This window comes from Streptomyces sp. NPDC057253, assembly GCF_042669125.1.
Classification (GTDB): domain Bacteria; phylum Actinomycetota; class Actinomycetes; order Streptomycetales; family Streptomycetaceae; genus Streptomyces.
In genome coordinates, this window is sequence record NZ_JBHUXV010000108.1 from 1 (window position 1) to 20989 (window position 20989).

Below are 20989 nucleotides of genomic sequence, written 5' to 3' on the forward strand. Positions count from 1 at the left end.
GCGTCGCCATGTACAGCATGTCGCCGAAAGCGACGATGACGATCGCGGCGATCAGCTGGAAGACGTGCCGGCTCCAGTCGATGCCGGCGGTCTCCTCCACGCCGAACCCGCGCGCCATGGCGTTGCCTGCGATGGCGCCGAGCATGCCGAAGATGGTGGTCAGCCAGAGGGGGCTGTGCTGCTTGCCGGGGATGAGCGCCTTCGCGATCAGGCCCAGCACGAATCCCACGATGATCGCCCACAACCAGCCCATGGCTGCCTCCTCGTACGGCTCGACGTGAGCATTACGGCAAGTGTCGGCCCGTTCGCCCTACGCCGCATGCCGGGCACGGCCGTACGTGCCGGGGGTGAGGTGGTGCGCGCCGGCGGCGGGTGCCCCGGTCTCGTAGGCGGCGCAGGTGCGGCGTAACGTGGGAGTTGTCCGGGCCCGGTGCCTGAGCCGGGTACGGGCGGATACGGGGCGGCGGGAGTCCGATGCGGGCGGATGGTGGAATGTGATGCGGAAGCAGCATGGCGGCGGCAGCGCCCAGGTGTTCCGGATCACCGGAGCCCGGACGAGCCTTCAGGAGGACGTGCGCGGACGTCAGCGCCGGTACGTCATCTCGATGAGCGTGCGTACGGTGTCGGTGGTGCTCGCGGCCACGCTGTGGAACGTCGAACGGCACGTCGCGATCGTGGCGCTGGTGCTGGGGGCGGTTCTGCCCTATATCGCCGTCGTCATCGCCAACGCGGGGCGGGAGAACGCGCCCTCGCTGCCGTCGACGTTCGTGACCGCTCCGACCCGGCCGATGATCATGCCGCCGCGTGCGGACGGGGACTTCGCGGAACGCTCGGCGGAGGACGGTCCGGGTGAGCCGGCGGCGGGTGTACGCGGTGAACCGCACGAACGGACATGACACGTCCGCTCCGCGCCAAGCTCAAGAAAAGCTCAGATCAATCATGTTGTTCCAGTGCCGGGCCAAGGGTTACCCGTGACATACTTCGTACGCGCTCCGCATCCCCCGTCGGAGCGACGGACCGACGCCGGGCAGCTCCCCCCGTGGCTGCTCGGCGTCGCCTTTTCCACCCCGCTTGTGAGACGAATTCCGTGAGTGACGAGACCCCGATCTGCTCCGCCAAGGGCTGCCGTGCCGACGCCGACTGGGTGCTCGCGTGGAACAACCCGAAGATCCATACGCCGGAGCGGCGCAAGACGTGGCTCGCGTGCGAGGAGCACCGGGAGCATCTGTCGCAGTTCCTCGGGGTGCGGGGCTTCCTCAAGGACGTGGTGAAGTTCGAGGAGTGGCAGGCTCCGGAGGCCGGTTAGCCGCCGATCGCCGACATCGGGCGGTCCGGCTGGACGAACGTCGGGTCGTCCAGGCCCGCGCCGGCCTTCTTGCCCCACATCGCCTCGCGCCAGATGCGGGCGATCTCCTCGTCCGGGGCGTCCGAGCGCAGGGCCGCTCGCAGGTCGGTCTCCTCGCGGGCGAACAGACAGGTGCGCACCTGGCCGTCGGCCGTCAGGCGGGTGCGGTCGCAGGCCGCGCAGAACGGGCGGGTCACGGAGGCTATGACACCCACCCGGTGCGGTCCGCCGTCGACGATCCAGCGCTCGGCGGGAGCCGAACCGCGCTCCTCGGAGCCCTCCTCGGTCAGCTCGAAGCGGGTCCGCAGGGAGGTCAGGATGTCCCCCGCGGTGATCATGCCGTCGCGCTTCCAGCCGTGCTGGGCGTCCAGGGGCATCTGCTCGATGAAGCGCAGTTCGTAGTCGTGCTCCACGGCCCAGGCGAGCAGGTCCGGGGCCTCGTCGTCGTTCAGCCCGGGCATCAGGACGGCGTTCACCTTCACCGGGGTCAGGCCCGCCTCGCGGGCGGCCTCCATGCCCTCCAGGACGTCCTTGTGGCGGTCCCGGCGGGTCAGGGTCTTGAAGACGTCCGGGCGCAGGGTGTCCAGGGAGACATTGACCCGGTCCAGGCCCGCCGCCTTCAGGGCCTTGGCGGTGCGCCTGAGGCCGATGCCGTTGGTGGTGAGGGACATCTGGGGGCGCGGCTCGAGGGCCGCGACGCGCTCGACGATGCCCACCAGACCGGGGCGCAGCAGGGGCTCGCCGCCGGTGAAGCGGACCTCCTCGATGCCGAGGGAGGTGACGGCGATGTCGATCAGGCGGACGATCTCGTCGTCGGTGAGCAGATCCGGCTTGGCCAGCCACTGCAGGCCCTCTTCGGGCATGCAGTACGTGCACCGCAGATTGCAGCGGTCGGTCAGCGAGACCCGCAGGTCGGTGGCCTGCCGGCCATAGGTGTCGATGAGCACGTGGGCCCCCTCCCTCGTCGCGGATCGGTGCGGAACTCATCTCTTTCCGTCACTTGCGAGCCTACGTGACGGCACTGACAACGACAGTGCCCGATCCCACGACGTATCAAGCGGCCGTGTCGTAGAGATCTACGACACGGCCGCTCGGGGAAGGATCTGTGATCAGTGGGCGCCGGTTCCGGTCAGGGACCGGACCTCCAGCTCCGCGTACTTGCCCTTGTCGGGCTCCTCCTTGGAGAGGTAGGTGCCGACGATGCCGAGCAGGAAGCCGACCGGGATGGAGATGATGCCCGGGTTCTCCAGCGGGAACCAGTGGAAGTCGACGTCCGGGAACATCGAGCTGGGCTTGCCGGAGACGACCGGCGAGAACAGCACCAGGCCGACGGCCGTGACGAGGCCGCCGTAGATCGACCACAGGGCGCCGGAGGTGGTGAACCGCTTCCAGAACAGGCTGTAGATGATCGTGGGCAGGTTTGCCGAGGCGGCGACCGCGAAGGCGAGGGCGACGAGTCCGGCGACGTTCAGGTCGCGGGCGAGGGCGCCCAGCAGGATGGAGACCGCGCCGATGCCGACGGTGGCCCAGCGGGCCGCGCTCATCTCCTGCTTCTCGGTGGCCTGGCCGCGCTTGATGACGTTGGCGTAGATGTCGTGGGCGAAGGACGAGGACGAGGCCAGGGTGAGGCCGGCGACGACCGCGAGGATGGTGGCGAAGGCGACCGCCGAGATGGTGGCCAGCAGGATCGCGCCCCAGTTGGAGTCGACGCCGCCCAGATGCAGTGCCAGCAGTGGCGCCGCGGTGTTGCCCGCCTTGTTGGAGGCGATGATCTCGTCCGGCTTGATGAGGGCCGCGGCGCCGAAGCCGAGGGCGAGGGTCATCAGGTAGAAGGCGCCGATGAGGCCGATGGCCCAGATGACCGACTTACGGGCGGCCTTGGCGGTCGGCACCGTGTAGAAGCGGATCAGGATGTGCGGCAGGCCGGCGGTGCCGAGCACCAGGGCGATGCCCAGCGAGATGAAGTCCAGCTTGGTGGTGCCGGTGGCGCCGTACTTCAGGCCCGGCTCCAGGAAGGCGGCGCCCTTTCCGCTGTTGTCGGCGGCGGTGCCGAGCAGGTCGGAGACGTTGAAGTCGAACTTGAGCAGCACCAGGAAGGTCAGCAGCAGGGCGCCCGCGATCAGCAGGACCGCCTTGACCATCTGGACCCAGGTGGTGCCCTTCATGCCGCCGATGGTGACGTACACGATCATCAGGACGCCGACCAGGGCGACGATGCCGATTTTGCCGCCGTCGCTGGTGATGCCGAGCAGCAGCGAGACCAGGACGCCCGCGCCCGCCATCTGGGCCAGCAGGTAGAAGATCGAGACGACGATGGTGGAGGTGCCGGCCGCGGTACGGACCGGGCGCTGGCGCATCCGGTACGCGAGGACGTCACCCATCGTGTAGCGGCCGGAGTTGCGCAGCGGTTCGGCGACCAGGAGCAGGGCGACGAGCCAGGCGACCAGGAAGCCGATGGAGTACAGGAAGCCGTCGTAGCCGAAGAGGGCGATGGCGCCCGCGATGCCGAGGAAGGACGCGGCGGACATGTAGTCGCCGGAGACGGCGAGGCCGTTCTGGAAGCCGGTGAACTGGCGGCCGCCCGCGTAGAAGTCGGAGGCGTCCTTGGTCTGGCGTCCGGCCCAGACCGTGATGACGAGGGTCGCGACGACGAAGACCGCGAACAGGCTGATGATCAGCGGCCGGTGCTCGCTGGCCTCGCCTGCGGCAAGGGTGATCGCGGGGCTCATTCTCCGCCCTCCATCCGGGACTTGATGGCCTCGGCCTTGGGGTCGAACTTGGCGGCGGCGACGCGCGAGTACCACCAGGCGATGAGGAACGTGGTGAGGAACTGGGCGAGACCGAGCACCAGGGCGACGTTGATGTTGCCGAAGAGCTTGGTGCCCATGAAGTCGCCCGCGTAGTTGGACAGCAGGACGTACAGCAGGTACCAGGCGATGAAGCCGACGGTCAGCGGGAAGGCGAAGGAGCGGTAGGAGCGGCGCAGTTCACCGAACTCCGCGCTCTCCTGAACCTCGGTGAACTCCGCTGTGGTGGGGAGTTTGTGGGTCTCTTTCGAGGGTGGCGGTGCGTCGGTGGCCACGGACTCTCCTCGCGTTGCGGGTGCGGTGGTGACGGGGATCGGGGGCGAGTGTCCTCGCGTTCCCTGTTCAAGGTCACGGCGCCGCGCTGGGACCGGTTCAACTCGCTTTGCTTCTTTCCGAACTCACCTTGGGGAAGTCATTGCTGGCCAGCGACTTCGGGAGATAGCTTCGGCCTGCACCACCCGTCATGTACCTGCCCGAGCGCCACCTGTGTCTCGGGCCGGTTTCGTTTCCGGATGATGTGGAGACCCCATGTTCCAGCCGCGTTCCAGACGTTCGCGACGCAGCCTCGCGCTCGCCGTCCCGGTCGTGCTGTCCCTCACGGCCTCGCTCGGCTTCCTGCCCACGGCGGCCTCGGCGGCCCCCGCCGCGGAGCCCGCGGCGCAGGCGGCGGACGCGCCGAACCTGTCGTACGTCGTCAACACCAAGGTCGACCACCGCACGATCGCGTCGGTGAAGAAGGCGATACCGGTGGCCGGCGGCACCGTCGTGATCGCCTACGAGAAGATCGGCGTGATCGTCGTCCACTCCTCCGCGCCGGACTTCGCGCAGAAGATCCGCAAGGTGCGCGGGGTGCAGTCGGCCGGTGCCACCCGCACCTCGGCGCTGACCCCGGCGGGCACGACGGACGAGGGCGCGGTCCAGGTGCTGTCGGGCGCGCAGGCCGCGAAGGTCGCGCAGGCCTCCGCCGCCGCCCCGGACAGCGAGCCTCTCGAGGCCGACCAGTGGGACCTGCGCGCGATAGGCGCCGACAAGGCGGCCAAGATCAACCCGGGCAGCCGCAAGGTGACCGTCGCCGTGATCGACACCGGCGTCGACGACACCCACCCCGACATCGCGCCGAACTTCTCCGCCGCCCAGTCCGCCAACTGCAACGGAGGTGTCCCGGACACCACCCCGGGCGCCTGGCGGCCGTACACCGCGGACGACTACCACGGCACCCACGTGGCCGGTGAGATAGCCGCCGCGCGCAACGGCATCGGCGTGGCCGGGGTCGCGCCCGGTGTGAAGGTCTCGGCCATCAACGTGACCGACCGGAGCAACGGCCTCTTCTACCCGGAGAGCGTCGTGTGCGCGTTCGTGTTCGCCGCGGACCACGGCGTCGAGATCACGAACAACAGCTACTACGTTGATCCTTGGCTGTACAACTGCATGGACGACCCCGATCAGCGGGCCATAGTTGATTCGGTCAACAGGGCGCAGCAGTACGCGCAGAAGAAGGGCACGCTCAGCCTGGCGTCGGCGGGCAACTCCAACGACGACCTGGACTCCGACGCGATCGTCGACGACTCCAGCCCCGACGACTCCACGGCGGTGGAGCGGACCGTCGACCCGCACGAGTGCTTCGACGTGCCGACGCAGCTCCCGGGCGTCGTCACGGTCAGCGCGACGGGCGTCAAGAACCTCAAGTCGTACTACTCCTCGTACGGCAAGGGCGTCATCGACGTCGCGGCGCCCGGCGGCGACCGGCTCTACCAGATCCCGGACACGCCGTCGCAGAACGGCCGCATCCTGTCCACCCTGCCCAACGGCGCGTACGGCTTCCTCCAGGGCACCTCGATGGCCTCGCCGCACGCCGCGGGTGTCGCCGCGCTGCTGAAGTCGACGCATCCCAAGGCGAGCCCGGCCCAGCTCCAGGCGCTGCTCAAGGTGCAGGCGGACGCGACGGCCTGCCCGGCGTCCTACGACCAGAACGGCGACGGCACGCAGGACGCGGTGTGCGAGGGCGGCACCCGGGTCAACGGCTTCTACGGATTCGGCATCGTCAACGCGCTGCGCGCGGTCAAGTGACCCGCCGATCCTGGCGCACGGCACCACCCGCACGGACCGCTTGTCCCGAGAACGAACTGGAGAGACTTTCATCATGACAGGGCCTCACCCGCGCCGTCGGCGCGCGCTCGCGCTCCCGCTCGGCATGGTCATGGCGACGGCCATGGCGTTCCTGCCGGGGGCCACGGCGTCCGCGGCCGGTCTGCCGGGCACCGGGACCGGCGTACCCGGTGCCACGGCCGGTGTCAGCGGCGCCGCCAAGGACATCCTCGCCTCCGCCGACACGGACGGGACGGCGCTCAGCTATGTCGTCAACGTCCGCGCCGGACACGGTCCTTCCGCCCAGGTGAAGAAGGCCATCGCCAAGGCCGGCGGCACGATCGTGACGTCGTACGACCAGATCGGCGTGATCGTCGTCCACTCGTCGAACCCCGACTTCGCGAAGACGATCCGCACGGTGCGCGGGGTCGAGTCGGCGGGCAACACCCGCAACGCGCCGCTGCCCGCGCAGTCGACGACCGACGAGGGCACCCCGAAGGCGCTCAGCTCGGCGGAGCTGGCCGCCGCCCAGGCCGCCGCGGCCGCCGGCCAGGACCCGCTGGAGTCGTTGCAGTGGGACCTGCCCGCCATCAAGGCGGACAAGGCGCACGAGAAGTCGCTCGGCAGCAGCAAGGTGACCGTCGCCGTCATCGACACCGGGGTGGACGACACCCACCCGGACCTCGCGCCGAACTTCGACCGGGCCGCGTCGGTCAACTGTGTGACGGGCAAGCCGGACACGACCGACGGGGCGTGGCGGCCGAGCGCGGCGGAGAGCCCGCACGGCACGCACGTGGCCGGTGAGATCGCGGCCGCCAAGAACGGCGTCGGCATGACCGGTGTCGCGCCGGGCGTGAAGGTGGCCGGCATCAAGGTGTCCACCACCGCCGGCTACTTCTACACGGAGGCCGTGGTGTGCGGCTTCATGTGGGCGGCCACCCATGGGGTCGACGTCACCAACAACAGCTATTACACCGACCCGTGGTACTTCAACTGCACCGACGACCCGGACCAGAAGGCGCTCGTGGACGCCATCACCCGGGCCTCGCGGTACGCGGAGAAGCGGGGTGTGGTCAACGTGGCCGCGGCCGGCAACGAGAACTACGACTTCGCCGCCGACGAGATCACCGACCCGGTCTCGCCGAACGACGGCACGCCCTCGGACCGGGTGATCGACCCGTCGGAGTGCTTCGACATACCGACGCAGCTGCCGGGTGTCGTGACGGTCGCGGCGACCGGCGCGAAGGGCATCAAGTCGTCCTTCTCCAACTACGGTCTCGGTGTCATCGACGTGGCCGCGCCCGGCGGTGACTCGACGGCCTACCAGACGCCCGCGCCGCCCGCGACCAGCGGTCTGATCCTGGGCACGCTGCCCGGCGGCAAGTGGGGCTACATGGCGGGTACGTCGATGGCCTCGCCGCACGTCGCGGCCGTGGCCGCCCTGATCAAGTCGACGCACCCGTACGCCCCGCCGGCCCTGGTGAAGGCGCTGCTGTACGCCGAGGCCGACGCCACGCCGTGCACGGACCCGTACGACATCAACGGCGACGGCAAGGTCGACGCGGTGTGCGAGGGGTCGAAGAACCGCAACGGCTTCTACGGCTGGGGCACGGTGGACGCGCTGGACGCGGTGACGAAGTAGCTGTGTAGCCACGGAGCGATGTAGCCACCTAGCCAGTACATATATTGATTCAGTCAATACTGCATAGTGCAGTCATGACTGGAATCAAGGTTGTGGTGCGGGAAGGTGCCCTGCGCGGGCGCCTTCCCGTCCTGGAGTCGGCGCGGACCTGTGTGGGTGCGTGCGCGCTGGCCGCTGCCGAACTGGGGGCGCTGCGGGCCGGTCTCCCCGAGGCGCCGACCGTGCGGGTGGACGACGGGGCGGTCGCCGCCGCCTTCCTGAGCGAACGTCATCTGTTGATCAACGGTCGCGCACCGGTCACCTTCGCACCGCTGTCCCGGTTCTGGCGGACGGCGGACGGGTGGGTGCGGACCCACGCCAACTACCCGCATCACCGCGCACGCCTCCTGGCCGCACTCGGGGTGCCGGACGACGTGGCAGCCGTCGAGGCCGCGCTTGCCGAGCGGTCCGCCCTGGAGGTGGAGGAGACTGTGTACGCGGCCGGGGGTCTCGCCGTGGCCCTGCGGACTCCCGGGGAGTGGGCCGCGCATCCGCAGGCGGCCGAGGTGGCGAAGCGGCCGCTGATCGAGCGGGGGCGGCTGGACACGGCACGCGCGCGTGCGTTCGCGCCGGTCGACACCTCTCCCCTGCTGCCGGCCGCCGGTCTGCGGGTGCTGGATCTGACACGGGTCCTCGCGGGTCCGGTCGCCACCCGCACGCTCGCCCTGCTCGGCGCGGACGTGCTGCGCGTGGACGCGCCGCACCTTCCCGAACTGCCCGACCAGCACGCCGACACGGGCTTCGGAAAGCGGTCGGCGACCCTTGACCTGGCCACGGACCGACGGACCTTCGAGGAGCTGCTCGGGCAGGCGGACGTGGTCGTCACCGGGTACCGGCCGGGCGCCCTGGACCGGTTCGGACTGTCTCCCGAGGCGCTGGCGGAACGGCGGCCCGGCGTGGTCGTGGCGCAGTTGTCGGCGTGGGGCGCGTACGGGCCGTGGGCCAAGCGGCGGGGCTTCGACAGCCTGGTACAGGCGGCCACGGGGATCGCCGTGCTGGAGGGTTCGGCGGAACGCCCGGGTGCGCTGCCCGCGCAGGTCCTCGACCACGGGACCGGTTATCTGCTGGCGGCGGCCGTACTGCGTGCGCTGATCGAGCAGTCGCGGGAGGGCGGGAGCCGGTTCGTACGGCTGGCCCTGGCCCGGACGGCTCGGTGGCTGGTGGCGGACGGGAGCGCCGTGGGCACCATGGACGGCATGGACGGCATGGACGGCATGGACGGCATGGACGGCATGGACGGCATGGACGGCACTGACGGCACGGACGGCACGGACGGCACGGACGGCATTGACCGGATGGACCGGATGGACCGCGGCGCCGGGACGGACGTGGGTGGCGTCACGAACGTCCCGTACGAGGGACCGGGTGCCTGGCTGTCGGAGACGGACAGTGCGCTGGGGCGGCTGCGGTACGCGCTGTCGCCGGTGTCGTTCGAGGGCGGGCCGGTGGATTGGGGCCGGGCTCCGGTGCCATGGGGCACGGATGCGGCACGCTGGGCAGCCTGAACCCGGGACGTCGGCGGGACGTACCCGGATCGGGAGGTGACCTTGACGAGACCCACCACCGGGGCGCCCGACGCGAGCGGACCCGCGCGGCGCCCCGGCACCGGCCGGGCAATCGCCGTCCTCGTGCTGGTGGCACTGGCTGTGCTGATACCCCTGTCGGGCCCGTCCGCCGCACTGCACGGCACCGGAGAGGCGGCGGCGCCCGGAGTCGGCGCGGTGGCCCTGCTGCGGGCGGTGCTGTTCGCCGCGCTGTGCGTGCCGCTGGGCGAACTGTTCGTGGACCGGCTGGCCCGCTCGGTACCCGGCGCTCCCCCGGACCCGTCCCCCTCCTGGTCGCCCTACGCGGCAGCCGCCGGCCTCGTGGCCGCGCTCGGGCTCGCGTCGGTCGTGGCGACCGGCAATCTCGTACCGCACAGCCTCGCCCAGATCGACGTCGGCGGCCTGTACCAGTCGCGCGACGGCAAGCTGGCCCTGCTGGAGATCAACGCGTTCCTGGTCGCCCTCCTTTGCGCGCGGTCGCGGCCCGCCGTCCAGGTGTGGCCCCTGGGCGCCCTGGTCGTGGCGGAGGCCCTGCGGGCGCATCCCCCGACCGAGCACAGTCCGCTGGTGGGCTCCGGGCTGACGGTGGTCCACCTGACCTGCGCGGCGCTGTGGGCGGGCGGACTCCTGTGCGTGCTGCGGACGCTGCACCGCTGGGACGCCGGGGCGCCGGGCGCGGCACTGCTCGGGCTCTACGCGCGCGTGGCGGCCGTGCTGCTCGCCGCCATCACCGCGACCGGGCTGTGGAGTTCGCTGCGGCGGATGCCGCCCGGGACGATCATGGAACAGCTGACGGACACCGCCTACGGACGCACCCTGCTCGCCAAGGTGCTCCTCGTCGTGGTCGTCGTCGCGCTCGCCGTGTGGGCCCGGCTGCGGCTGCGCCGCGCCCCCGACCCGCTGACCGCGTGCGTCCCCGCGCGGGCGGAGGTCGTCGCACTGGGGCTGGTGGTCGCGGTGTCGGGGCTGCTGACGGCGCTGCCGTTGCCGATCCGGTGGTGAGGGTCCGCGGGGCGGTGACCGTGATGGGGTCGCCGCCCGTCGGTATCTCCTTGTGCGTGACCGCTAGTTGGTGACGAGGACCTTGAGCGCGGTGCGCTCGTCCATCGCCTTGTAGCCGTCGGGGACGCCCTCCAGGTCGACGGTCATGTCGAAGACCGGCGAGGCGTCGACGGTGCCGTCCAGGACGTCGGGCAGCAGCTCGGGGATGTAGGCGCGGACCGGCGCCACACCGCCGCGCAGGGCGATGTTCCGGTCGAACATGACGCCGAGGTCGATGCCCGTGCCGCTGCCGTGCGGGACGCCGACGAAGCCGATGGCGCCGCCGTCACGGGTGATGTTGACCGCCGTCCGCATGGACTGTTCGGTGCCGACGGCCTCGACGACGGCGTGGGCGCCCTGGCCGCGGGTGAGTTCGCGTACGGCCTCGACGGCGGCGTCCCCGCGCTCGGCGACGACGTCGGTGGCGCCGAAGCGGCGGGCGAGGTCGGTGCGGACCTGGTGGCGGCCGAGGGCGATGATCCGCTCCGCGCCGAGCCGCTTGACGGCGAGCACCGCGCACAGGCCGACGGCTCCGTCGCCGACGACGGCGACCGTGGCGCCCGGGCGGGCTCCCGCGCCGAGGGCCGCGTGGTGCCCGGTGCCCAGGACGTCGGACAGGGTCAGCAGGGAGGACAGCAGACGGCCGTCGGAGGCCGCCTCCTTGGGCAGCCGGACGAGGGTGCCGTCGGCGAAGGGGACGCGTACGGCCTCGCCCTGGCCGCCGTCGTAACCGACGGAGCCCCAGAAGCCGCCGTGCTCGCAGGAGGTGGTCAGGCCCTCGCGGCAGTAGTCGCAGACGCCGTCGGACCACATGAAGGGCGCGACGACGAGGTCACCGCGCTTGACGGTGGTGACCTCGGAGCCGGTCTCCTCGACCACGCCGAGGAACTCGTGCCCGATCCGCTGCCCCGGCTGCCGGGCCGCCTCACCGCGGTAGGCCCACAGGTCGCTGCCGCAGATGCAGGCGCGCAGCACCCGCAGCACGGCGTCGGTGGGCAGCTGCACCACGGGCTCGGGGACGTCCTCCACGCGCATGTCGTACGGGGCGTGGATGGTGGTGGCGCGCATGGCGAGGATCCTTCTCGTGCGAGGGCGTGACGGCGCTCAGGGGGTGGTCGAGCGCACCTCACCGTACGTCGCCATCGGCCCCGGGCGCGCCCTGAGGGTTCGCAGGGTGCCGGTGGCCAGCAGGAACTGGGCGGCGATGTAGGTGAGCATGATCCACAGGTCGGGTCGGGGCAGCTGGGGCCAGTCGGCGACGCCGGTCGCGATGAGGGTGTCCGAGAGCAGGAAGAGCGCTCCGCCCAGTCCCGCGACGGGGCCCAGGCGTACGGCCGCGGTGCAGGCCATGGCCACGAGCAGGGTGCTGTAGCCGGCGACGGGGACGCGGAGGTCGGCCGGCAGGTCCGACCACAGCAGGGCGACCGTGGTGAGGAGGGCCGCGGCGTAGGCCGGGGCGAGGAGGGCCGCTCGCGCGCGTGCCATGCCGTGCCGGCCGAAGAGCGCGAGGTAGCAGACGTGTCCCACGGCGAAGGAGGCCATGCCGACGAGGAAGGCGGGGTCCGCGTCCGACAACAGCAGGACGTCACCGCCCCAGCCGCACAGGAGCGCGGCGACGAGGAGGCGCGGTGCGCCCCGGGTGGCCGCCCAGGCGGCGAGGAGCGGCATGAGAAGGGGCTTGGCGGCGGTGTGGCCGGCGTCGAAGCCGACGGCCAGGGAGGTGAGGTCGACGGTGGCGGTGAGGGCGAAGGCGGCAAGGAGGGTGAGAGGGGCGTGGTGGGTGTTCGGGGTGTCGTGGCCGCTGACGGTGCCCGTGCCCCGACGGCTCGGGGTTCTCACGCGGGCACGGTTTCCTCGGCGGTCTCCGGTGCGGGTGCGGGCCCCCAGCCCGGCCCCCTGAAGACCCGGCCCGCTCGCTCGCTCCAACTCCGCGCGTTCTTGATGTCCTTGACGATCGCCACGTATTCATGGGTGGCCACCTTGATCGGGTTGAACGTGTTGATGTTCTTGGTCAACCCGTAGACAGGCCGTACGGTCTCGGCGACGAACGAGCCGAAGAGCCGGTCCCACACGATGAGGATCCCGCCGAAGTTGCGGTCCAGATAGCCGCCCTGGGAGGCGTGGTGGACGCGGTGGTGGGAGGGGGTGTTGAACACGAACTCGAACCAACGGGGCATCTTGTCGATGCGCTCGGTGTGGATCCAGAACTGGTAGACGAGGTTCGCGGAGGAGCAGAAGGCGAGCGCGGCCGGGTGGACTCCCGCGGCGATCAGCGGGAGGTAGAACGGCCAGACGGTCAGGCTCGTCCAGGGCTGGCGCAGCGCGGTGGTGAGGTTGAACTTCCGGCTGGAGTGGTGCACCACGTGGCAGGCCCACAGGATGCGGATCACGTGGTGCCCGCGGTGGGACCAGTAGTAGAAGAAGTCCTGCGCGAGCAGCATCAGGGGGACCGTCCACCACAGGACGGGGATGCGGAGCGGGGTGAGCTCGTAGACGGCCGTGTAGATCGCGACGATCGGGATCTTCCAGAGGAAGTCGAAGACGAGGCTGCCGAGGCCCATGCCGACGCTGGTGGCGGCGTCCTTCGTCTCGTAGCCCGCCGCGTCCTCGTCGGGGTGGATGCGGACGCTGATCACCTCGACGACGGTGAGCAGCACAAAGGCGGGTATGGACCAGACCACGACATCGGGGAGGTTCGGCATGCCTGCACCGTAGAACCGCCGGTGGGACGCGGCTAGACGTTGTTACCCACAAGTATTAACGGCGGTACGCGCTTGCTTCTTGGTGATCTCCGCCAAGGGATGCCGGTGGACGCACCCGCGCCTCGGAGGCCGGCCTGGCGCCACATCAACCGACGCCCGCCGCGCCCAACAGCACCCCGACCCCATAAGTGACCCCCATCGCCAGCAACCCGCCGCCCACGTTCCGCAGCACCGCCCGCCCCGGTGCCGCAGCCCCCAGGCGGGCGCTGCTCCAGCCGGTCAGTACCAGCGCGCCCACCACCGACACCACCGTCACCGGCACCCGCCATCCCGACGGGGGCAGGACGATGGCCAGCAGGGGGAGCAGCGCGCCTGCCGTGAACGCCAGGAAGCTCGCCCAGGCCGCGTGCCAGGGGTTGGTCAACTCGTCGGGGTCGATGCCGAGTTCCACGCGCGCGTGGGCGCGCAGTGCGTCGCGTTCCGTCAGTTGCTCCGCCGCCTCGCGGGCGACCTCGCGCGAGAGGCCGCGTTCCTCCAGCAGTTCCGTCAACTCCTCCAGCTCCGCTTCGGGCTGTTCGCGGAGTTCGCGTTGCTCCACGGCCAGGGCGGCCTCCTCGGAGTCGCGCTGGGTCGACACGGACACGTACTCGCCGGCCGCCATCGACATCGAGCCCGCCAGCAGGCCCGCCAGACCCGCCGTCAGCAACGCGGCGCGGTCGCTCGTAGCTCCGGCCACACCGACGACCAGTCCCGCCGTGGAGACGATGCCGTCGTTCGCGCCCAGGACAGCCGCGCGCAGCCAGTTGAGGCGGGCACCGAGTCCACCGCCGTGGGCCTCGCCGTGCGCCGGTCCGCTCACACCCTCTTCGGTCACCCCCGGAGGATCGCACCCCGGGCCTCGACGGCCCCGCACCGACGCCGCCGTGAGGGACTGTCAGTCCCGGCCCGTATCCTCATGAACCATGCTCGAAGACCAGACCACCGCAGCGTCCTCCCCCACAGCGTGGCCGGCCGCGTATCCGCAGGGATACGCGGTCGTCGACGTGGAGACCACCGGACTGGCCCGGGACGACCGGATAATCTCGGCGGCCGTCTACCGGTTGGACGCCCGCGGTGAGGTCGAGGACCACTGGTACACGCTGGTCAATCCGGAGCGCGATCCCGGACCGGTGTGGATCCACGGGCTGACGAGCGACACCCTCGAAGGCGCGCCCCTCTTCCAGGACATCGCCGAGGAGTTCTCGGCCCGTCTCGACGGCCGCGTCCTCGTCGCGCACAACGCCGTCTTCGACTGGCAGATGATCGCCCGCGAGTACGCGCGCGCGGGGCGGGTGGCTCCGGTGAGCCAGCGGCTGTGCACCATCGTGCTGTCCAAGGAGCTCGGCCTGCCGCTGCCCAACCACAAGCTGGAGTCGCTGGCGGCCCACTTCGGCGTCGTACAGCGGCGGGCGCACCACGCCCTCGACGACGCGCGCGTGCTCGCGGAGGCATTCCGGCCGAGTCTGCGGGCCGCGGCCGCGCGCAGTGTGCGGCTGCCGCTGCACGAGTGCCGGCCGCTGACCGAGTGGACGGACCGGGCCGTGCCACGGCAGTCGGCGAGCTACGGCAGCTATCGGCCGACCAGTTGGCGGCCCGCGCGCAAGCGGCCCGCGTGCCCCTACCCCAACCCGGGGCGGTACGAGGACGGCAGGCCGCTCAAGCAGGGCATGCGGATCGCGTTCTCCGGAGACACCTCGACCGAGCGCGACCTCCTGGAGGACCGGGCGATCGAGGCCGGGCTGCACGTCGCCACCAGCATCTCCCGGCTGACGAGCCTCCTCGTCACCAACGACCCGGACTCGGGCACGTCCAAGGTGGTCAAGGCCCGGCAGTTCGGCACACCGGTCGTCGACGAGGCGGCCTTCGGACAGCTCCTGCGGGATGTGGAACCCGCGTCGGAGGGATGACCGTACGGGTGATTGTCGTACGACTCGCCCGGCGCCGGCTCGCCCCCGCGGCGGCCACGGCTCACCCTGTGGCGCATGGCGACTTGCGAAGTTTGCGGCAATAACTACGGCATGACCTTCGAGGTGCACGCCCAGGGCGCGGTGCATGTCTTCGACTGCTTCTCCTGCGCGATCCACCGGATGGCACCGATCTGCGAGCACTGTCGTGTGCAGATCATCGGGCAGGGTGTGGAGGTCGACGGCCACTGGTTCTGCGGTGCGCACTGCGCCCGCGCGGAGGGGAAGGTGGGCATCGTGGACCGGGTCTGAGCCGGCCCTGCGGTCTGCCCCCCTGCGTGCCTCACCCACCCCTGCCCAAGGCACCCCACGACCCGAGAGGTACCGTCGTGGGGTGTACCGCTTCCTGTTGTCCCGGCAGTGGGTGATCCTCACGCTGGTCGCCCTGCTGCTCATCCCCACGATGATCCGGCTGGGCATCTGGCAGATGCACCGCTACGAGGAGCGCAGCGCCCGCAACCAGCTGGTGACCGACGCGCTGAACGCCCGGCCGGTGCCGGTGGAGGAGATGACCTCCCCGGGGCACACGGTCACCACGCACGACCGGTACCGCAAGGTCACCGCCAAGGGGCACTTCGACACCGACGACGAGGTCGTCGTCCGGCGCCGCGTCAACTCCGACGACGAGGTCGGCTACCACGTCCTGACCCCCTTCGTCCTCGACGACGGCAAGGTGCTGCTGGTCAACCGGGGCTGGATCCCCTCCAACGGTCCGAGCCAGACCGCGTTCCCGAAGATCCCCGCTCCCCCCGCCGGCGAGATCACCGTCACCGGGCGGCTGATGCCCGACGAGACGACCGCGGCGAGCGGCATCAAGAACCTCAAGGGACTGCCGGACCGGCAGATCATGCTGATCAACAGCGAGCAGCAGGCCCAGCGGCTCGGCAAGCAGGTCCTCGGCGGCTACATCGCGCAGATCGCGCCCGAGCCCAAGGGCGACACTCCCGAACTGATCGGCGGCAACCCCGGCAAGGAGGACGCCGCGCTGAACTACGCCTACGCGATCCAGTGGTGGCTGTTCTCGGTCGGCGTACCGATCGGCTGGGTGATCCTGGTCCGCCGCGAGCTGCGCGACCGCCGGGAGAAGGCGGAGCAGGAGAGCACCACGGAGGCCGAGCCGGCCGCGGTGTGATCGGTCAGCAGTTCCCCAGCGTGCGGTTCTCCGGGACAGCCGCGTCACTCCCCCGGCCGCACCCCTGATTGCCCCCGGGACCAGCCGGGAAACGGCACTGCGTGCACCCCCGAACCCCACCGGCTCACCGGATCCCCCGTATCGAGGACTACGCCCTCATCGGCGACGAACAGACCGCCGCCCTGGTCGGCACGGACGGCTCCGTGGACTGGCTGTGCCTGCCCCGCTTCGACTCGGCGGCCTGCTTCGCTCGGCTGCTCGGCGACGAGGAGAACGGTCACTGGCGGATCGCTCCCGACGGCGCCGACCGGTGCACCAGGCGCGGCTACCGTCCCGGCACCCTCGTCCTGGACACCGAGTGGGAGACCGACGAGGGCGCGGTGCGGGTCACCGACCTGATGCCCCAGCGAGACATCGCCCCCGACCTCGTACGGGTCGTGGAAGGGCTGCGCGGCCGGGTCACCGTGCGCAGCACGCTCCGGCTGCGCTTCGAGTACGGCTCGATCGTGCCGTGGGTGCGCAAGGCCGACGGGCAGCGGGTGGCCGTCGCGGGGCCCGACTCGACGTGGCTGCGCAGCGTGCCGCCGGTGCGCACCTGGGGCGAGCACTTCGGGACGCACTCGGAGTTCACCGTCGAGGAGGGCGAGAAGGTCGCGTTCGTCCTGACCTGGCACCCCTCGCACGAGCCGCGTCCCCCGCTGACCGACCCGTTCGAGACGCTGGAGAGCAGCGTGGCCGACTGGCAGGAGTGGTCGGCGCGCTGCCGCTACGACGGCCCGCACCGGGACGCCGTGGTCCGCTCCCTGATCACCCTCAAGGCGCTCACCTACCGCCCGACCGGCGGCATCGTGGCCGCGGCCACCACCTCGCTGCCCGAGGAGATGGGCGGGGTGCGCAACTGGGACTACCGCTACTGCTGGCTGCGCGACTCCACCCTCACCCTGGGCGCCCTGGTCCAGTGCGGCTATCTGGAGGAGGCCGAGGCCTGGCGGAACTGGCTGCTGCGCGCGGTCGCCGGCGACCCGGCGGACCTCCAGATCATGTACGGCGTCGCGGGCGAGCGACGGCTGCCCGAGTTCGAACTGCCCTGGCTGGCCGGCTTCGGCGGCTCCCGGCCGGTCCGCATCGGCAACGAGGCCGTGAAACAGCTCCAGCTGGACGTGTACGGCGAGGTCATGGACTCGCTGTTCCTGGCCCGTCGGGCCGGGCTGTCCGCCCAGCCGCACATGTGGTCCCTGCAGAGCATCCTGCTGGGCTTCCTCCGCTCCTCCTGGCGGCAGCCGGACGAGGGGATCTGGGAGGTGCGCGGCGGCCGCCGCGACTTCGTCCACTCCAAGGTCATGGTGTGGGTCGCCGCCGACCGCGCGGTGCGCGCGCTCGCCGCCTACCCGTATCTGGGCGGCGACCTGGAGGGCTGGCGCACGCTGCGCGAGGAGGTCCACCGCGAGGTCTGCGAGAAGGGCTACGACGCCGGACGCAACACCTTCACCCAGTACTACGGCTCCCGCGAACTCGACGCGTCCCTGCTGCTGATCCCCCGCGTCGGCTTCCTGCCCCCCGACGATCCCCGGGTCGTCGGCACCATCGACGCGGTCCGTGCGGAGCTGGAGCACGACGGGTTCGTACGGCGGTACAGCGCCGAGCGGACCCCGGTGGACGGGCTGCCCGGCGGCGAGGGCGCCTTCCTGGTGTGCTCGTTCTGGCTCGCCGACGCGCTGCACATGACGGGCCGCACGAAGGAGGCGCGGGACCTCTTCGAACGGCTGCTGGGGCTGGCCAACGACGTGGGACTGCTGTCCGAGGAGTACGACCCGGTGGCCGGCGCGCAGCTCGGGAACTTCCCGCAGGCGTTCAGTCACGTCGGACTGGTGAACACCGCCCTCACGCTCTTCGGGAACCAGGAGGCAGGATAGGGGCCATGGATCTTGGGCTGAAGGACCGTGTGTACGTCGTCACCGGAGCGACCCGTGGGCTCGGCAACGCGGCCGCGCGTGAGCTGGTCGCGGACGGGGCGAAGGTCGTGGTGAGCGGGCGGGACGAGTCGCGTGCGCTGGCCGCGGCGGCGGAGTTGGGGCCGAACGCGGTGGGGGTGGGTGTCGACAACGCCGACCCGTCGGCGCCGGAGCGGCTGATCGCGGCCGCGCGTGAGCACTTCGGCGGGTTCGACGGGGTGCTCATCAGTGTGGGCGGGCCCGCGCCCGGCTTCGTCGCCGACAACACGGACGAGCAGTGGCAGAGCGCGTTCGAGTCGGTGTTCCTGGGGGCCGTTCGGTTGGCCCGGGCGGCCGCGGCCGAGCTGGAGGAAGGGGGTGTCATCGGGTTCGTGCTGTCGGCCTCCGTGCACGAGCCGATTCCGGGGCTGACGATCTCGAACGGGCTGCGGCCCGGTCTCGCCGGGTTCGCGAAGTCGCTCGCGGACGAGCTCGGGCCGCGGGGGATCCGGGTCGTCGGGTTGCTGCCGTCCCGGATCGACACGGATCGCGTGCGCGAGCTGGACGGGATGTCGGCGGATCCTGAGGCGACGCGGGCGGCGAACGAGTCGCGGATTCCGTTGCGGCGGTATGGGACGCCGGAGGAGTTCGGGCGCACGGCCGCGTTCTTCCTGTCGCCGGCCGCCTCTTATCTGACCGGGGTCATGTTGCCCGTTGATGGGGGCATGCGGCACGGGTTCTAGGGCGCGGGCCGGTGGGGGCTTGTCGCGCCCACGCGGCGGAGCCGCACATCGGTACGGCCCCGCGCCCCTAAGGGCCTCAACTGACCCTTTCTGCCTTGTGCTTGACCGCTGTCATGCGGACCTCGGCCGGTAGTGAGTCGAGGCCTGCTGAAGCGCGGGCGTGGGTCAGGGCCTCTGCCGTCAGGTTGTTCAGGGTGGTTCCGGGGTCCGCGTGCGGTTCCAGGTGGAGGCGTACGCGGGTCTCGGGGGCGTCCGAGCGGCCTTTGAGGCGTGCTTGGGCTCGGTGGACGCCGTCCATCTGGCCCGCCTCGTTCTCCAGTACGCCCTCCAGCGCCCGGCCCCTCAGGAGCGCGCCCTCGCCGTCCCCCGTGTTGACGCGGACCTCCGTGAGCCGGCGCCTGCGCAGGACCGCCGTCAGCCACCACAGGGTCAGGAGCACCACGAGTGCCAGGGCGGCGATGACCGTCGGCCACCACCAGCTCTCGCCGTCCCAGCGGGTGCGCTCGGCGTCGCTCAGCAGGACATCGTTCTTGCCGTCGTGGATCCACCAGGAGGGCGGCTTCACACCGAGACCCACGGCGAGCACCGAGCCGCCCAGCACCAGCAGCAACAGCCCCACCAGGCCGATCAGTACGCGGTTGACGGTCCTGAGCATCGGTCTCAGCCCTTCTTCCGGGCGGCACGCGCCACGTGCACCGCGAGGGCGGGGGGCCGGGACAGGCCCAGGCCCCTGATCGCCTCGGCGAGGGTCAGGTCCAGGTCGGCGCGTACGTCGTCCAGTTCGCGGAAGTGGGAGACCGCGCGGACGTCGGCCTTCTTCCGGCGTGTCCGGACCCGCACGGACTGGACGCCGGCCACCTCCATGGCCCGGTCGCGCAGGACCATGGCGGCCGCGTCGCGGTGGAGGCCGGCGCGGACGTCGGGGTGGGTGCGGTGCATCGGGAGGACCGCGCGCAGGCCGGGGGTCACGGCCAGGAGGATCAGCCACAGGCCGAGGAGCGCGGCTACGCCCGCGCCGACCAGGACCCAGGTGTCGTCCAGGGGGCGTTCCGCCAGTTGCCGGGCCAGTTCGCGGCGCCAGTGCATGGCCGGCCGGTTGGCCCGGACGGCTGCGATGTCGTAGAGGAAGACGCCCGCGGTCAGCAGGAGCAGCAGCGCCACGAGGCCCGCCGGGACCCTGCGCGCCGACCAGAAGCGGCGTTCGGTGCCGCCCGCCCCGCCCTCCAGGACCGGTGGTGGTCCGTAGGCGGCTGCCGACGCGGACTGGCCGCGCTGGTCCGGTTCGGCCTCCCGTTCGATGACCGGCAGTCGTTGTGTCGTTCCCTCGGAGCCCTGGGGCTCGCTCATCGCGTCCTCCCCTGTGCCACACCGTGCGTCTGTGCCGGATGCAGCCGCTCCACCTGGATGGCGACCTCCGACACCTCCATGCCCACCAACGCGACTACCCGCTCGGCCACGTGATGACGCACCTCTCGGCACCGCGCGCCGATGTCGCTGGGGTAGTCGAGTTCGAGATGCATGCGGATACGGGCGAGGTCGTGGTGGACCACGACGGTGGCGTACGGGGGTTCGGCCTCGGCGGGGAGTGCTCCGAGCGCCTCACGGGCCGCCTGTCCCGCGACCTTCGCGACCACCCGGTCGGCGATCCGGGTCGCGCCCCGCTCGCCCGGTGCCACGGCGGTGGTGGTCAGGGGTCTGCGAAGCCCGTCCGTCTCGGCCGCCTCGCCCGTCTCGCTGCTCACGGGCGTCATCGCCGGCGGTCACGCTCGTCACGGCTGCGGAAGAAGTCGCCAACCTCCAGGTCCCCCTCCAGGAACCGACCGACGACGAAACCGATGGCGCCCAGCGCCGCCACCAGCAGAAAGGCACCGAACCCGCCGAAATACCCCGCGAAGCCCAGCGCCATGCCGGCGATCATGCCGACCACGGCCATGCTCATCGTGCGCTCCCTAAAGGTCCCTCAAGGTGTGCTGCG

The 20989-nt window shown here is 71.2% G+C and carries 23 protein-coding genes; 11 read left to right on the plus strand and 12 right to left on the minus strand.

Annotated elements, in window-relative coordinates; all coding sequences use genetic code 11:
- Positions 1-253, minus strand: a 253-nt coding sequence (locus ACFULQ_RS38200) for a GlsB/YeaQ/YmgE family stress response membrane protein (RefSeq protein WP_383553249.1), incomplete at its 3' end; no start/stop codon positions are given.
- A gap of 244 nt (positions 254-497) precedes the next feature.
- Between ACFULQ_RS38200 and ACFULQ_RS38205 the strand changes: the two genes are divergently transcribed.
- Both ACFULQ_RS38205 and ACFULQ_RS38210 read left to right on the plus strand, forming a co-directional pair.
- On the plus strand, positions 498-896 hold the full coding sequence (locus tag ACFULQ_RS38205; protein WP_383553252.1) for a DUF3099 domain-containing protein: 399 nt from the start codon (positions 498-500) through the stop codon (positions 894-896).
- Positions 897-1087: 191 nt separating this feature from the next.
- On the plus strand, positions 1088-1306 hold the full coding sequence (locus ACFULQ_RS38210; RefSeq protein WP_383553255.1) for a hypothetical protein: 219 nt from the start codon (positions 1088-1090) through the stop codon (positions 1304-1306).
- On the opposite strand, the gene moaA is transcribed toward ACFULQ_RS38210, so the two are convergent.
- From moaA to ACFULQ_RS38225, 3 genes are all read right to left on the minus strand, one after another.
- Positions 1303-2292: a GTP 3',8-cyclase MoaA gene (moaA, locus tag ACFULQ_RS38215; protein WP_383553258.1), complete on the minus strand. Its 990-nt coding sequence runs from the start codon at positions 2290-2292 to the stop codon at positions 1303-1305. The genes ACFULQ_RS38210 and moaA overlap by 4 nt on opposite strands.
- A 162-nt stretch (positions 2293-2454) precedes the next feature.
- Positions 2455-4074 carry a cation acetate symporter gene (locus ACFULQ_RS38220; protein ID WP_383553261.1) on the minus strand — a complete coding sequence of 540 codons (1620 nt, stop codon included), beginning with the start codon at positions 4072-4074 and terminating at the stop codon, positions 2455-2457.
- Positions 4071-4427, minus strand: coding sequence for a DUF485 domain-containing protein (locus tag ACFULQ_RS38225; RefSeq protein WP_383553264.1), 357 nt, complete (start codon positions 4425-4427; stop codon positions 4071-4073). Before ACFULQ_RS38225 ends, ACFULQ_RS38220 begins: the two co-directional genes overlap by 4 nt.
- 253 nt (positions 4428-4680) lie before the next feature.
- Between ACFULQ_RS38225 and ACFULQ_RS38230 the strand changes: the two genes are divergently transcribed.
- The 4 genes from ACFULQ_RS38230 to ACFULQ_RS38245 all read left to right on the plus strand — a co-directional run bounded on the left by ACFULQ_RS38230 (position 4681) and on the right by ACFULQ_RS38245 (position 10464).
- A complete protein-coding gene (locus ACFULQ_RS38230) occupies positions 4681-6219 on the plus strand; it encodes a S8 family serine peptidase (RefSeq protein ID WP_383553266.1) in 1539 nt (512 codons plus the stop codon).
- 73 nt (positions 6220-6292) lie between these two features.
- Positions 6293-7879 (plus strand): S8 family serine peptidase, encoded by a 1587-nt coding sequence (locus ACFULQ_RS38235; RefSeq protein WP_383553268.1) that lies wholly within the window; start codon positions 6293-6295, stop codon positions 7877-7879.
- Between the two features lie 74 nt (positions 7880-7953).
- Positions 7954-9423 (plus strand): CoA transferase, encoded by a 1470-nt coding sequence (locus ACFULQ_RS38240; protein WP_383553271.1) that lies wholly within the window; start codon positions 7954-7956, stop codon positions 9421-9423.
- Between the two features lie 36 nt (positions 9424-9459).
- The gene (locus tag ACFULQ_RS38245) at positions 9460-10464 is read left to right on the plus strand and encodes a CopD family protein (protein WP_383553273.1); all 1005 of its coding nucleotides are present in this window, start codon (positions 9460-9462) and stop codon (positions 10462-10464) included.
- A gap of 63 nt (positions 10465-10527) precedes the next feature.
- On the opposite strand, the gene ACFULQ_RS38250 is transcribed toward ACFULQ_RS38245, so the two are convergent.
- The 4 genes from ACFULQ_RS38250 to ACFULQ_RS38265 form a co-directional block, all read right to left on the minus strand.
- Complete coding sequence (locus tag ACFULQ_RS38250) at positions 10528-11571, minus strand: zinc-dependent alcohol dehydrogenase family protein (protein ID WP_383553275.1); 1044 nt, start codon at positions 11569-11571, stop codon at positions 10528-10530.
- A gap of 36 nt (positions 11572-11607) precedes the next feature.
- Positions 11608-12342 (minus strand): lysoplasmalogenase, encoded by a 735-nt coding sequence (locus ACFULQ_RS38255; RefSeq protein WP_383553278.1) that lies wholly within the window; start codon positions 12340-12342, stop codon positions 11608-11610.
- Complete coding sequence (locus ACFULQ_RS38260; protein ID WP_383553281.1) at positions 12339-13205, minus strand: sterol desaturase family protein; 867 nt, start codon at positions 13203-13205, stop codon at positions 12339-12341. The genes ACFULQ_RS38255 and ACFULQ_RS38260 overlap by 4 nt, the downstream gene beginning before the upstream one ends.
- Positions 13206-13350: 145 nt before the next feature.
- Complete coding sequence (locus ACFULQ_RS38265) at positions 13351-14079, minus strand: VIT family protein (protein ID WP_383553283.1); 729 nt, start codon at positions 14077-14079, stop codon at positions 13351-13353.
- 88 nt (positions 14080-14167) lie between these two features.
- Here ACFULQ_RS38265 and ACFULQ_RS38270 point away from each other — a divergent pair, with 88 nt between their 5' ends.
- The 5 genes from ACFULQ_RS38270 to ACFULQ_RS38290 all read left to right on the plus strand — a co-directional run bounded on the left by ACFULQ_RS38270 (position 14168) and on the right by ACFULQ_RS38290 (position 19014).
- Positions 14168-15151 (plus strand): DEDDh family exonuclease, encoded by a 984-nt coding sequence (locus tag ACFULQ_RS38270; protein ID WP_383553285.1) that lies wholly within the window; start codon positions 14168-14170, stop codon positions 15149-15151.
- Between the two features lie 75 nt (positions 15152-15226).
- On the plus strand, positions 15227-15460 hold the full coding sequence (locus tag ACFULQ_RS38275; protein ID WP_383553287.1) for a hypothetical protein: 234 nt from the start codon (positions 15227-15229) through the stop codon (positions 15458-15460).
- An 82-nt stretch (positions 15461-15542) separates the two neighbouring features.
- The gene (locus ACFULQ_RS38280) at positions 15543-16340 is read left to right on the plus strand and encodes an SURF1 family protein (RefSeq protein WP_383553290.1); all 798 of its coding nucleotides are present in this window, start codon (positions 15543-15545) and stop codon (positions 16338-16340) included.
- A 131-nt stretch (positions 16341-16471) separates the two neighbouring features.
- Positions 16472-18253, plus strand: a complete 1782-nt coding sequence (locus ACFULQ_RS38285; RefSeq protein ID WP_383553335.1) for a glycoside hydrolase family 15 protein — start codon at positions 16472-16474, stop codon at positions 18251-18253.
- A 5-nt stretch (positions 18254-18258) separates the two neighbouring features.
- Positions 18259-19014, plus strand: coding sequence for an SDR family oxidoreductase (locus ACFULQ_RS38290; protein ID WP_383553292.1), 756 nt, complete (start codon positions 18259-18261; stop codon positions 19012-19014).
- 76 nt (positions 19015-19090) lie between these two features.
- Here the strand turns inward: ACFULQ_RS38290 and amaP are convergent, their stop codons facing one another.
- Genes amaP through ACFULQ_RS38310 form a run of 4 tightly spaced genes read right to left on the minus strand, consistent with a single transcriptional unit; the run spans position 19091 to position 20953 of the window.
- On the minus strand, positions 19091-19669 hold the full coding sequence (amaP, locus tag ACFULQ_RS38295) for an alkaline shock response membrane anchor protein AmaP (protein ID WP_383553294.1): 579 nt from the start codon (positions 19667-19669) through the stop codon (positions 19091-19093).
- A 5-nt stretch (positions 19670-19674) separates the two neighbouring features.
- Positions 19675-20361 (minus strand): DUF6286 domain-containing protein, encoded by a 687-nt coding sequence (locus ACFULQ_RS38300; protein ID WP_383553297.1) that lies wholly within the window; start codon positions 20359-20361, stop codon positions 19675-19677.
- A complete protein-coding gene (locus tag ACFULQ_RS38305; protein ID WP_383553300.1) occupies positions 20358-20765 on the minus strand; it encodes an Asp23/Gls24 family envelope stress response protein in 408 nt (135 codons plus the stop codon). Before ACFULQ_RS38305 ends, ACFULQ_RS38300 begins: the two co-directional genes overlap by 4 nt.
- Positions 20762-20953: a hypothetical protein gene (locus tag ACFULQ_RS38310; protein WP_383553303.1), complete on the minus strand. Its 192-nt coding sequence runs from the start codon at positions 20951-20953 to the stop codon at positions 20762-20764. Before ACFULQ_RS38310 ends, ACFULQ_RS38305 begins: the two co-directional genes overlap by 4 nt.
- Positions 20954-20989: the final 36 nt, after the last annotated feature.